Annotated in this window: 12 protein-coding genes; 9 read left to right on the forward strand and 3 right to left on the reverse strand. The window is 47.1% G+C overall.

Annotation, left to right across the window (positions count from 1 at the left end; translation table 11 throughout):
* Nucleotides 1-195 precede the first annotated feature (195 nt).
* The 9 genes from EQU24_RS11070 to EQU24_RS11110 all read left to right on the forward strand — a co-directional run bounded on the left by EQU24_RS11070 (nucleotide 196) and on the right by EQU24_RS11110 (nucleotide 9546).
* A complete protein-coding gene (locus EQU24_RS11070) occupies nucleotides 196-783 on the forward strand; it encodes a HupE/UreJ family protein (RefSeq protein WP_017839445.1) in 588 nt (195 codons plus the stop codon).
* Nucleotides 784-803: 20 nt separating this feature from the next.
* The gene (locus tag EQU24_RS11075; protein ID WP_017839444.1) at nucleotides 804-1040 is read left to right on the forward strand and encodes a HypC/HybG/HupF family hydrogenase formation chaperone; all 237 of its coding nucleotides are present in this window, start codon (nucleotides 804-806) and stop codon (nucleotides 1038-1040) included.
* Nucleotides 1033-1383 (forward strand): hydrogenase maturation nickel metallochaperone HypA, encoded by a 351-nt coding sequence (hypA, locus tag EQU24_RS11080; protein ID WP_017839443.1) that lies wholly within the window; start codon nucleotides 1033-1035, stop codon nucleotides 1381-1383. The genes EQU24_RS11075 and hypA overlap by 8 nt, the downstream gene beginning before the upstream one ends.
* Before the next feature lie 126 nt (nucleotides 1384-1509).
* Entirely contained in the window at nucleotides 1510-1677 is a 168-nt protein-coding gene (locus EQU24_RS11085) for a rubredoxin (RefSeq protein ID WP_017839442.1), read from the forward strand.
* An 11-nt stretch (nucleotides 1678-1688) separates the two neighbouring features.
* Entirely contained in the window at nucleotides 1689-2702 is a 1014-nt protein-coding gene (locus EQU24_RS11090; protein WP_017839441.1) for an NAD(P)/FAD-dependent oxidoreductase, read from the forward strand.
* A gap of 60 nt (nucleotides 2703-2762) precedes the next feature.
* Nucleotides 2763-5033 carry a PAS domain S-box protein gene (locus EQU24_RS11095; RefSeq protein ID WP_017839440.1) on the forward strand — a complete coding sequence of 757 codons (2271 nt, stop codon included), beginning with the start codon at nucleotides 2763-2765 and terminating at the stop codon, nucleotides 5031-5033.
* Between the two features lie 426 nt (nucleotides 5034-5459).
* On the forward strand, nucleotides 5460-7223 hold the full coding sequence (locus EQU24_RS11100; RefSeq protein WP_017839439.1) for a protein kinase domain-containing protein: 1764 nt from the start codon (nucleotides 5460-5462) through the stop codon (nucleotides 7221-7223).
* 140 nt (nucleotides 7224-7363) lie between these two features.
* The gene (locus EQU24_RS11105; protein WP_017839438.1) at nucleotides 7364-9247 is read left to right on the forward strand and encodes a serine/threonine protein kinase; all 1884 of its coding nucleotides are present in this window, start codon (nucleotides 7364-7366) and stop codon (nucleotides 9245-9247) included.
* A gap of 146 nt (nucleotides 9248-9393) precedes the next feature.
* Nucleotides 9394-9546 carry a hypothetical protein gene (locus EQU24_RS11110; RefSeq protein WP_175421682.1) on the forward strand — a complete coding sequence of 51 codons (153 nt, stop codon included), beginning with the start codon at nucleotides 9394-9396 and terminating at the stop codon, nucleotides 9544-9546.
* A gap of 46 nt (nucleotides 9547-9592) precedes the next feature.
* Here the strand turns inward: EQU24_RS11110 and EQU24_RS11115 are convergent, their stop codons facing one another.
* The 3 genes from EQU24_RS11115 to EQU24_RS11125 all read right to left on the reverse strand — a co-directional run bounded on the left by EQU24_RS11115 (nucleotide 9593) and on the right by EQU24_RS11125 (nucleotide 12846).
* Nucleotides 9593-10768 (reverse strand): transposase, encoded by a 1176-nt coding sequence (locus tag EQU24_RS11115; protein ID WP_138767154.1) that lies wholly within the window; start codon nucleotides 10766-10768, stop codon nucleotides 9593-9595.
* A 199-nt stretch (nucleotides 10769-10967) separates the two neighbouring features.
* Nucleotides 10968-12242: a TIGR02270 family protein gene (locus EQU24_RS11120; protein WP_017839435.1), complete on the reverse strand. Its 1275-nt coding sequence runs from the start codon at nucleotides 12240-12242 to the stop codon at nucleotides 10968-10970.
* A 43-nt stretch (nucleotides 12243-12285) separates the two neighbouring features.
* Entirely contained in the window at nucleotides 12286-12846 is a 561-nt protein-coding gene (locus EQU24_RS11125) for a Uma2 family endonuclease (RefSeq protein ID WP_017839434.1), read from the reverse strand.
* Nucleotides 12847-13097: the final 251 nt, after the last annotated feature.

Consider the following 13097-nt stretch of genomic DNA (forward strand, 5'->3'; position numbering starts at 1 on the left):
GCCAAGATACTAGCATGTTATAAAATCAATTGTCCTGGAGTGTTAAGGATTTGGTCAAAAATAACCTTCCTGTGCATACCCCTCTCCCAGCGGGAGAGGGAGCACAATGCGGAAGTTATTTTTAACGGAATACTAAGCCGGTTTTTTCACTACTACCACGATGTTTTATTTTCAAATTTGCCGAAAAGGTGTGACATGAATAGAAAGTTTATCAATGCAATTATGGGAATCACCGCGTTCTCTGCTTACGGTACGACGGCTCAAGCCCATACCTTCGGCGCGGAAGGCGCGGGTTTTGTCGAAGGATTTATCCACCCGTTCATAGGCGTCGATCATTTGCTGGCGATGCTGGCAATCGGTGTTTGGGCCGTACAATTAGGTCATAAAGCACTCTGGCGCTTGCCGGCCGCATTTGTCGGTACGATGAGCCTGTCAGCATTATTGGCCTCGTATGGCCCGAATCTACCTTTGCTTGAGTTTGCCATAGCCGCAACGGTATTGCTTTTAGGCGTTTTTTTAATGTTTTCGGTGCGTTTACCCGTCGTCACCGGCATGCTGATCGCAGGTTTATTCGCAAGCGTTCATGGCTACGCGCACGGACTGGAAATGCCGCAAGCCGGATCGCCTTTATTCTACGGCGCCGGTTTCATTGTCGCGACTTCACTAGTTCATGCGATCGGCATTACGATGGCAGTGCTAATTAAACGCCGGCTTTGGTTGGCTAGAGTCGGAGGTCTAGCAATTGCGGCCGCGGGACTTTACCTAACCACTGCCACGATTTAAAACTCATTTCGGGAATTCTCATGTGTCTTGCCATTCCTATGCAAATTGCCTCTATTAACGGTAGTCGCGCTGTTTGTTCGATCAAAGGCATCGAACGAGAAGTCAGTTTGTTTTTACTGCAGGATGAACCGATAGGCATCGGCGATTACGTTCTAATCCATGTCGGCTATGCCATCCAGAAAATCAGTGCGGAAGAAGCGCGGTCAACTTGGGAATTACTCGATCAAATGCTAACCGAGGATGCGCAGCATGCATGAACTCTCGCTATGCGAGGATTTGCTGGATCAAGTAAAAAATCTGGCCCGGCAAAATCAAGCAACAACAGTTGCCAGCATCACGGTTAAAATCGGTGTTTTATCGGGTGTAGAGCCCTTATTGCTGCAAAGCGCATTTGAAATCAATCGCGTCGATACCATAGCCGATGGTGCCGTTTTGATTATTGAACGACAACCGGCGAAAATAGCCTGTGAACAGTGCGGCATCGAGTCGGAGGTGCCGGCTAATCGGCTCTATTGCCCAGTCTGCCAAAGCCGGGATACTCGGCTTACTGCCGGCAGCGAAATGATTCTCGAAAGGCTTGAACTGGATACCTTGGCTTGACTGTTATGTTAAAACTCATGTTTGCCTTGGCTTAGCTAATTGAGTTATAAATAAATCACTATCGGTATTTCATAGAAAATTGTGTTTGGTACGACTATTTCATCCATCATTAAGTAAGGCAACGTTATGGCAGATTATAAAAAATATCAATGTTTAGAATGCGGACATATTTACGACGAGCAATTAGGCGACCCGGATAGCGGAATCGAACCCGGCACTCGTTGGGAAGATATTCCCGATGATTGGGTTTGCCCTGAGTGCGGAGCTGAAAAAAGCGCTTTCGAACCCTTCTAAGTGCTATTACCATGAAAGTCGTGATAATCGGATCGGGGTTTGCCGGCATAACGTTTGCCGAAAAACTACATAGTTTAAGCCCGGCCGCTCGCATCACCGTGGTGACACGAGAAAGCGACGGTTTTTATTCTCGGCCGTTGCTTTCTCACGGCTTTAGCAAGGAGGATATAGAGCACTCCATCATTCTCAAAACTTTTGAAACTATTCGCCAAAAAGGGATTGAAATTCTAACAGAGACCGAAGCGGAGGTTATCGATCGCCACCATAAAATCGTCAATCTGGTAGCCGGATCAATAAAAACGACTATAGGATATGATGCTCTAGTTTTAGCCCAAGGTTCCTCAGCCTTCATCCCGCCGACCTTAATAGCCGATCGCAATAATTTTTATCTCCTTAACAGCCTTGCCGACCTCAAAGAATTACGTCAGATTCGCCAAACGTTGTTGGACAAGAACAAATCGCCTCATTGGGCTATTATCGGCGGCGGCTTAATCGGTTGCGAAGTAGCGTCGGATTTAGCCGTTTCCGGCGATAAAGTCAGCCTGTTTCATGCCATGGATCGCTTGATGGAGCGGCAACTAAGCAATGACGACTCGGCAAAACTGCTTAAAATCTTGAAAGATAGCGGAGTTAACGTTTTATTCAACCAATCTGTCGCTGGCATCGACAAGAAAGGCGGCGAAATACTTGTCAATTCCAATAACGGCGGTAAATTCGATGCAGCTTTAGTCTCTTGCGGATTCAAGCCACGGACTGAATTGGCCGCGGCCGCGGGACTGGCCGTAAACCGAGGGATAAAGGTGAATTCATTCATGCAAACCACTGACCCGGCTATCTTTGCAATCGGCGACGTTGCCGAATTGCCAAACGGTAAACTCTATGCTTTTATTTTGCCGATACGCGGGCAAGCGCAATGGCTGGCTGAATACTTAATCGATGAAGATATTCAACCTTGGATAGCCCCGGACTTTAAACCCAAATCGAAGGTACATGGCTTTGTTGCCGATAATCCAAAGTTTTTTTAAACTTTGATTGACTACTGCTGCCCACTCTCTTGATTCAAACTATTATGTAAACCGATTAACATGCATTCGTTTATCGACGGTCCGGTTTTAAGCTTAATCATCGCCAGCATTGGAAATCGGACACCTTCGACACCGGTTATCGAAGCGGTCAACGAAAGCGCGATCGCGCTTTTCGGTTATCAAACGCAACAACTCATCGCTAAGCCCATCGATAAACTGTTATCGAAGGCTAATCCAGCGAATTTTTGGCAGGAAATGCTGGGGAAAATGACTTTCGAGCAAACCAGCGTCAGTTTTCAAGCCGAACTGAAGGATGCAACCGATTCGCCATTTCCCGCATTGATTTCATTATGCCGCCTTGCTTCAAGCGAAGCCGATAATGCAAGCCGATTTGCTTTGCTGATTCAAAAACTCGGTGAAAAGACTCAGCTCGACATCAACCTTATTTTAATGCTCAGAGCCGTCGAGCAAAGCGCAAGTGCAGTTATTATCACCAACCCTTCCGGACGCATCGAATACATTAATCCGAAATTCTGTGAAATGACCGGATACTCTAAGGAAGAGCTACTCGGTTTTAACCCAAAAATTTTACAATCGGGCGATACAACCACCGAGCAATATCTTAATATGTGGCAACAACTGTTAAGCCGGGGCGAGTGGCGCGGAGAAATCAAAAATCAAAAGAAAAACGGTGAAGATTACTGGGCGTTTGAAAGCATCAGTACCATAAAAAACAGCCAAGGCCAAATCACCCACGTTCTCGCTGTCGAGGAAGATATCACCGAACGCAAGCATTTTGAAGCGGCATTAAAAGAAAGCGAGGAGCGTTTTCGGCAAATGGCAGAAATGACAGGAGAATGGCTGTGGGAGCAAGATCCGAACGGATATTACATCTATAGCAGTAATGCGGTCGAAACCATCATCGGCTTTACCCCTGAAGCCGTCTTAGGAAGGCACTATACGGAACTGTTGACACCTCAAGATCAAACCAGCTTTCAGCCCTTTTCTTCGGTACATAAACCTTTCTATTCGCTCCTTAATCATTATCGTCATAAGGACGGACACGAAGTAATCGCCGAATCCACTGGATTACCGATTACCGACAAACAAGGCAATTTGATTAAATGGCGAGGTGTAGATCGGGACATCACTGCACGTAAACATTATGAAGACGCATTGATAGAAAGCGAAAAAAGAACACGATTGATTATAGAAACCGCGCTCAATGCCATCATCATCATGGATTCCTACGGCATCATTACCGATTGGAACCAAAGGGCAGAACTCATGTTCGGATGGTCGCGCGAGGAAGCGATAGGGCAAAATGTCGCCGGGTTGATTGTACCTAAGCGCTTTCGTAAACCGCTGAACGACGAACTACAAACCTTTTTGCAAACCGGCAAAAGCCCGGTTTTGAATAAACTAACTGAACAGATCGCTTTACGTAAGGATGGTGTCGAATTTCCTATCGAACTGAGTGTCGCGCCGCTAAAAATTGGCCATGCTTACGAATTCAGTGGATTTGTGCATGACATTACCGGTCGAAAAGCCGCTGAACGCCAAATACGCATGGCCCAGGTCAATTTGGCCATTGCACAAAACGAAATGAGAATTGCTCAAAACATACAAGCATCCTTGCTTCCCTCTGCACCGGTTATGTCGGATCAGTTCAAGATCACCGGGTTTTGTCTACCTGCTACGCAAGTCGGAGGCGATTATTTCGATTATTTTTACCGCGACGACACTCATCTCGACATGGTCATTGCCGACGTCTCCGGCCATGCTGTGGGACCCGCTTTATTTATGGTTTCGGCAAGAAGCGCCATTAGGGCGCAAGCGCATTGGCCGGCATCGCCGGCGCAAACGCTCAATGTGTTAAACGACTTTCTGTTTGCCGATCTCAACCATTCCGACTACTTTATCACCTTGTTTTACTTGCAATACGATACGCAAACTCACCACCTAAGGTATTCCAATGCCGGACACCCAACCCCTCTACTTTACCGTCGTGCTCGAGCTCAATGCGAACAACTCGACACGGACGGACTGATCGTCGGCATACGCGAGCATGTCGATTTCGAGGAAAAAAGAACCGTGCTGGCCGAAGGCGATTGTTTACTACTTTACACAGATGGCTTGACCGAGGCGGAAAACCCCCAAGGCGACTTTTTCGGTACCGAACGGCTCGTAAATATTTTTTCTCAGTCCATTGAATACGAGCCGAACGACATCATCGATAATATTGTTCAACGGCTCAAACAATTTTGCCAAACCGAAGTGTTTAATGACGATATCACGCTGATGGTGTTTAAGAGGGTGAATAGTGAATAGTGAATAGTGAATAGTGAATAGTGAATAGTGAATAGTGAATAGTGAATGGACTGCTTGCTTGGATTTAGGTTCGGAAATACTTATTAATTTTTCTCGATTGAATTGAATGGTCTGCGCTATTGCTGCAGTTGGTGGGGACATTTCCGCTTTTTTACAAGCACCGGAAGGTTGACAATGCGTACCTTTCTTCAAGGACTTCCCGTTGTCCCAGTCATACTAGGTTACGCGATTGATGCCTTTCCTACCTTAAAAACGTTACGGACGGGTTTACAAAACCTCGTCCGGCTAATCATTGACTATTCACCTTTCACCTTTCACCTTTTACTATTTACCATTCACCATTCACCATTCACTATTACCCGCCTATTATTCGCTATACCATTTTGCTCATTAAGAGCCGTTATAAAACCGATTCACTGGAAAATCATGGAAACCCCATTAAGCCACTTTGTTCAGGTATTAAATTCTTTCCGCGAAGGTGAAACAACCTTCGGCGATTTGTCGAAACAAATGCGTCAGCTACTTAGCGAACATCCCGAACAATCAGGCGAACTGCGCAAGTTGCTGGATGATTGCTTTGAACAGGGCTATTTACCACAGCAAATTCACCAGGGCTTAATCGCACAAACAACCCTATCTCTGCATCATACCGACAATGACAACGAAACACGACTAAGCACGTCCTCTCACGATCATGATGAAACCATCGTCCGGCCAACAACAAAAAACAGTACACCTAAACCGGGCGAAATCATTCAACCGAATGTTGACCTAGAGAAAACCCGGTTGACCGATCGTTTCGAGTCCACTGCTCAAAGAGGGACGGTTAGCTCGGTTGATATAACATCCGGACAAACGATTAATACGACTCGAGGCACAAAATACGTCGGATCATCTGGGTTTAGCTCAGCCGAAACAGAAAAAATAGGTATCGGCTCGGTGCTAAAAGACCGTTTCATACTCGAAGAATTGCTCGGTAGCGGTGGCATGGGCGTCGTTTATAAGGCACTCGACTTGCGTAAACAAGAAGCTCAAGATAAATCCCCTTATGTCGCCTTGAAAATTTTAAACGACGAATTCAAGGATAATCCGACCTCTTATATTGCTCTTCAGCGGGAAACGAGAAAAGCTCAAACACTGGCACATCCGAATATCATTACCGTCTATGACTTCGATAGAGACCGATCTCATATTTTTATGTCGATGGAAGTATTGACCGGACAGTCGTTAAAAGACTACATCAATAAAGTTATTCCAAACGGCATGCCGTTTAAAAAAGCTTGGCACATTATCAAAGGCATGTGCTTGGCTTTGGCTTATGCGCATAAAAACGGCATCATCCATTCCGACTTTAAACCGGGCAATGTTTCGATATTAGAAAACGGCGAAGTCAAGGTTCTCGATTTTGGTATCGCCTGTGCGGTCAGTCGTCCCGATAAAGATCAGGACGAAACTATTTTCGATGCTCGTAGGGACTTAGGCGCATTAACGCCGGCTTATGCCAGCCTGGAAATGTTTTCTAATAAAGAGCCCGATCCTAGCGACGATGTTTACGCGCTCGCTTGCGTCATCTATGAAGTTTTGACTGGAAAACATCCTTACGGAAAATTATCGGCACTCAAGGCCCACGAGCTTAATCTACAGCCTAAAGCAGTGCCCGGACTAAGTCGTCGACAGTGGAAAGGTTTGCAACGCGCTTTAGCATTGGAAAGAAAGGACCGCACTCCCTCGGCCAAGCAGCTCATCACCGACTTGCAGCCACGTTCGCCCCTACCGATTATTCTAGGTACAACGGCTGTAATAGCCATTGCCGTTACGACCGGAGGCTATATCAAACTATCGCAGGAAACCGACCCGCTTCAAGATAAAATTATTGAGCTAACGCCGAAACAACAACTTAAGGTTAAAGACTTATTGGAACTGGCCGAGATTCATTTTGAAGTCGGTTATCTGACCGCCCCGACCGGCAGTAATGCTTTATGGTCGTATCGACAAGCACTCGAAATCGACCCTTATAATAAAGAAGCCAAAAACGGTTTGAAGAAGATTGCCGATATCCTGGCAGAACAAGCCCAGCAATTATATGCTCAAGGAAAATACGATGAAAGCCTAAGCAAAATTGAAGAAGGGCTCGAAGCAATACCCAAGCATGACGAATTATTGGCTTTGAAGAAAAAAATCTTAAATTAAACGAATTTATACCCATTGCAAAGCAAAATTTTAAATTATCCTTTAGTAAAAGTTTATGCGTTTTGATAAAAGAGTGCCGAAGCAGATAAAGACTATGACAATATTCAACAGAACACACGCCTGAGAGCAGCCGAGGTCAAATGCTTAACGACGAATCCCATTCCAATACATCGCTGATCGATGAAGACGACTCGACACGTTTTGCCACAAATCGTCCTTTGACTATTGAACCCGACAATAAAAATTCCGGTAATCAAAGATTCAAGAATCTGAGCGTACTCGATATTCTCGGTCAAGGCGGTGTAGGTCGGGTTTATCTGGCCTATGACGAAACCATCGGCAGGCGCGTCGCAGTCAAGGAGATGCTGGATGAATTAAGCGGTGACGTCGAACTCGATCATTCGTTTTTACATGAAGCCAAAATTACCGGAAAACTTGAGCACCCGGGCATTGTCCCTGTCTATGAACTGGGTCAACGAAATGACGGTAGGCCTTATTATGTGATGCGCTATATTAAAGGCGAAACGCTGGCCCGGAAATTCGAAAAAATATCCGACACCGATCCCAAAACTGGATTCAACCAACGCATTCAACTATTAGATACTTTAATCGATGTTTGCAATACCTTGGCCTATGCTCATGCCAAAGGCGTCATTCATCGCGACTTAAAACCCGCGAATATTATTGTCGGTAATTTCGGCGAAACCATCGTTGTCGACTGGGGATTAGCCCAGGTGCTGGACGATGATGACAATACCTATTTTTATCGAGAAGCGCTCACTCACCAACGCGATAGCTTAAGCGATTCAAGCACATCGGAAGCGCTGGGTACACCCGCCTATATGGCGCCGGAACAATTCAGCGGCCACGCGGATAAAACATCGGATGTTTACAGTTTAGGAGTGATTCTCTATAAAATTATTACCGGCACCCAACCTTACCGTGGCTCGATTTCCGCAGTACAGCAACAAATAGAAAAGGATTCCGATACTCCCTCTCCTAAACAATTCAATACTGCAGCACCTCCTGAATTGATTGCAATCTGCGAAAAGGCCGTGCATAAGAACCCTTTGCAGCGTTTTACCGATGCCGGAAAATTCGCGGAAGAATTGAAGGCCTTTCGTGACGGACGGATGGTCAATGTCTATGCCTATTCAAGACGTGAATTATTAAGCCGTTTTTTTGCACAAAATAAATTTGCCGTTTTCTTGACCGCATTGCTACTCATTGCAATTAGTATCGGAGCGGGCTTTTCGCTTCATTATGCACACCAAATGCATGAAGCTAAACATGAAGCCGAACAAGCCTTAAGCCGAATCACTTTTTACGGAGAACGCTCACAGCAACAAGCACGTTCCATCGCGCATGCGCTGCAATCGAAAATCGCACTGGTATTTTCCGTTCTGAGCCAAGCGGCAGAAAAACTCAGCTCCGGCGATATCGACGAGTCGTCGATCTTAGAAGAATTACAAAACCGTTATCCGCAGTTTGATTCGTTTTTTATTCAACCTATTTCAGTGCTAACAGGAGCGTTTATCGCAAGTGAAGAAAACGATGAGCTAATACCGATTGCCGATTTCGAAAATAACCGACTTATTCTAAAATACCGAATGCCTATCAAAAAGGACGGTCGCATTGTCGAATACCTCGAAGCTAGAATGTCCCCGGAAAAGATACTGCCCAAACTGTTTGCGACCATTCTGAACCAGGATGAAATACAACCGGATATCTGGATCATGCGTAACGATGGCTTGATCCTGTATGACGCCAATTCGGACTATATCGGTACGAATCTTTTTATCGACCCGGTCAGCCGCCAATCACCCTCGCTGCAGGCTTTCGGGAGATTAGTCATGATCGATGACGACAGCATCAGTTATTACAGTTATCGCGAAGACGGCGCAGAGGTCTTTAAAATCGCCGCTTGGGATTCTATTGAATTTAATGTCAAACACGATTGGAAAATCATTGTCGACTATACTTATCTGCGCAAAGAAATGAGGAACACATTCCGTTTATTCTAAAAAGTAACTGCGAGTTCACTAAGGATTTCGTGATAAATAACGCCCTGGAACTATGCGCTTTGTTGAGGATTCGGTAACTCGCTTGGCAGGACGTCGTAAATACATCCTTATAGGCTTGACGGCGGCGACTGATTGCCAAGGATGGCATGAATGCAGATTTTGCAGGAGCAAAAATCTGCCCTGCCCCCGACACCTGCCAATCGAGCAACCAAAATTTACGACCAAATCCTAAACAGGCAAAATCTTCAAACGAACAGCAGCAAAACGGCGACGATACCGAAAATCATCGCGAGCCTTAACCATATTCGCGCCTCTGTCGTTAGGCCTGATTGACTGACAAAACTCTTAACTCCTTAATGGCATAGCAAAAAGGAAAATACGGCAGGGTAAATCATCCATCCAGCGGGATCGATCGGGTTGCCGTTTACTCGCCCGAGCGGGCTCGGGGTCGTGCAAAGCGTGCAGAACTAGACTGTCAATGATGGCATCACCGCGAGCGCAAGCTCGCCGGATCCAATCCCAGCCGATACGGGCATAGCTATAACCGCGAAACCAATGCGGATCGACACACCGCCGCTTGCCTGAGGCAACGACCGCACCCCCTTGGCAAACCAACACCAAGGTGGCGACAGCCATGATGAAACAGAGCCTTTGAAGTACCTCGGTTTCGCGCAATTGCGAAGACTCCCACTGAAAACCGTTGGATTTGTGATCCAAAAAGCCCTCTTCGATGTTGAAGCGCCGCCCATATTCATAGAGCGTATCGCCATTGGTGGGCTGGTCGCTGACGATGATCCATGGTTCTTTCGCCCCTTTTTCCCAGCCGACCACCAAGTGCGCCGGGATATGCGCACCGGTCACCCCGACATGGTGGTAATAACAAACTTCCCCGGCTAGCAATCGTAAGGTCAACTTGCGGTAGCCACTGCCCGTTTTTTGGTAAAACCCGACGGAACGCTTGCAGCGAATACGCGCGTGCCAGCCGGCCGTCTTGCGAATCCAATTCAGCAATTCGCCATGTAAAAAGCCACGATCCGCCAGCAAGATGATCTCTCGTTCCGGAAACAGTCGCGCCGCAAACCCCAATACGCCTCGGTAGTCTTTGAACGCCACGCTCGCACTGGGATGTTTCATCACTTTCCAAACTAATGGAATCGACCTCCCACGATAAACCAGCGCCAACTGGATCACGCAGAACGTGTCCCAGAGCATCGAAGTATCTAAGGCGACCAGCAACGGCTCTTCCGCCACGTCCTTCAGAGCCTCCCGCAATAACGCCGCATACAAACGCAACACATCGATACGCCCATTCGTCAGCCAACGCTTGAAACGTCTCTCGACGCTTTGCGCCATTTCCGCACGGCTAACGACATAAGGCGACCACTTACTTAGACTGATCCAACCACTGGACAATAAACCCAACACCATCCAAGCCACGGTATACAGGTGCCGTCTATCGCGCCATGGCGCATGGTGCAATAATTTCAAGATGCTATCGTATAAAGGCGTGCTCTGTTTCATGTTTCGCTTCCTTGCTAGAACCGGTCAAATATCGATATTATCTCCTAATTTTTTCGAATTTTGAGTTTTGTCAGTCAATCAGGTCGTTAGGCTGTGCCGGTGAGTCCAAAAGTTTCTTAATACCAAACCGAAAAATACAATTGAAACGAGCAAAAAAATCAATCCTGCAATGGATATCGACATGAAACGTTCTCCCCGCTTATTCGCTTAACCATGATTGTTGCCGCCATCCTGGTGCGCGCACTTCGAACAGAGGCGCTTCAACTTGCATTAAAGCAAGTTCCAAGGCCGCCGACTTACGCTGGCGCTGATAACCTTCGGTCAATATGCGTTTACACTGCAATTCCGAGATCGGCATGCCTGAAAAATAGCGAACGCCTTGGTTGAAACGTCCCTTGTTCGTGTCCCACCAAGCGGCTATTTTTAGAGGGCAAGGCCAAGGCAAGTCTTCGTCGCTGTCCATCGTTACATCTTCATCTGCCGGATTTTCGGTAGGCCCCGCATCGAAGCCTTGCGGCGGTTCGTCATCCAAATCTTCATAAGCGATATCGACGCCGGTGATGCTGCTGAACGCCTCGCCGGCCACTCGCGACAACTCGGGAATGCTCATTTGCTTGATCAGCCAAGGAACGTAAAACGGATCGCCGATGATGCCGACGCCGACGACCAAATCGCGTTGCCATTCCGGATATCGAGCCAAGTTTTTCAGCCAGCGATGCGCATCAATGGGAGACATTGCGCGTAATAGCAAATCAAACGCGCGCTGGCCCAACGGGGACTTGATGCAAGCAGACGTTTTCAATGTTTCGATCGCTCGTATCCTATCGCCTAACAGCACTGAGGACCAGGCGGCCCAAAATTGGACTGCTTCATCGTCCGCTTTTAGCTGATCCTGAATCGGTTCAATCAAATCACGGCGTTTGAGTTGCCCCGCGGCTCTTAATGCACAGGCCTTTAGCGAAGCCGGTGCTTGGTCATCAGCGATAGTCTTAGCGAGAACCAAGCTCGGATCGGCGCGATGAACTGCGCAGGCGGCAATGCCAATCTGTATGAGTAAAGGCGAATCCGATGTCAAATAGCTTTTGACCGTACCGGCAAGTCGTTGCGGCGCAACCCAACCGAACGCCGAAACCAGACCGCGCAATGCTTCCGGAAATTGCGTCACTGTTTCAAGAACGCGTTCGAGACGATTCGCATACTTGCTCTCCAGCGCCAAGATTCCTGCGGCAAAGACCTCCCCCGGTTCGCCGAATTTTAAGGCCTCTTCGCATAACTGCCAAGCCTCGCTCCCGGCAATTCGTAAACCGTCCAGATGCGCTTCGATGCGGCTGTCGAGTTTTGCCAAGTCTTCCAAGCGATAATGCGGGGCATAGACGGCATAACTGCGTAATATCCACAGAAAAGCCGTTTCTTCGGCGTGTTGTTCGAGAATCTGGGGAATGATTCTTTTGGTTATTACGCTGGGAGTTTGCAAATTGCGTTTACCTGGTTTCTATTCGGATAGTTGATGAATGATATTAATCGGCATTCTCGAAAAGCGTAGCGCAATCGATTGCCAAGTCTACGCTTGAAAAAAAAACCGGTTCATTCTCACAGAATTCATACAAAACCCAATGCCCGGTATCGTCCCGCCGAAAGATTTCCGCCTTACGGGCAACCGGGTCGATTAATACATATTCGGCCAAGGATGAAAACTTTCTATAGTTGGCAAACTTCTCTCCCCGGTCATATGCTTCCGTGGATTCGGACAAGACTTCGATGATCAAACGCGGTTCGGACATATAGCATTCGGCTTTATGATCCGACTCGGAACAGGTGACAAATACGTCCGGATAAAAAAACGCATCCGCCAAATCCAATTTCAATTTCATGTCAGACATGTAGACACGGCAGGGAGTCCCTGCAAGGTGGTTTCCAAGGAATCGAAAAAGGTTCCCGGCTATCGTGGCATGCTGACGCGTCACGCCAACCATCGCAAAAATCTCGCCACCGATGAATTCGTGTTTATCTTTTTGCCGTTCCTCCCATTCGAGGAATTCCTCGGGGGACATCGGTTCAGTTGTTGCCGGGAATGACATCGTCAATGCCTCCATAAAGTCTATTAAGGGCCTAAAGTACAGAATAGGCAAATTTTGTACGGCGAAGCTTATTACTATGAAAGTTCGTAGTTTTAGACTTTTTATCTAATTTTTCGACCTGATTAGCAAGATGCTTCAGCTTGCCGAAGCCAAGTGTCCGAGCGGAGGCCAGTTGTAGCCGCAGCCACTTCTGCGGGACGGGTTATTTAACCCGTCCCCAAGTTTCGGTTTGCCCTAAACATTTCGGCTTA

This window comes from Methylotuvimicrobium buryatense, from assembly GCF_005931095.1.
Lineage (GTDB): Bacteria > Pseudomonadota > Gammaproteobacteria > Methylococcales > Methylomonadaceae > Methylotuvimicrobium > Methylotuvimicrobium buryatense.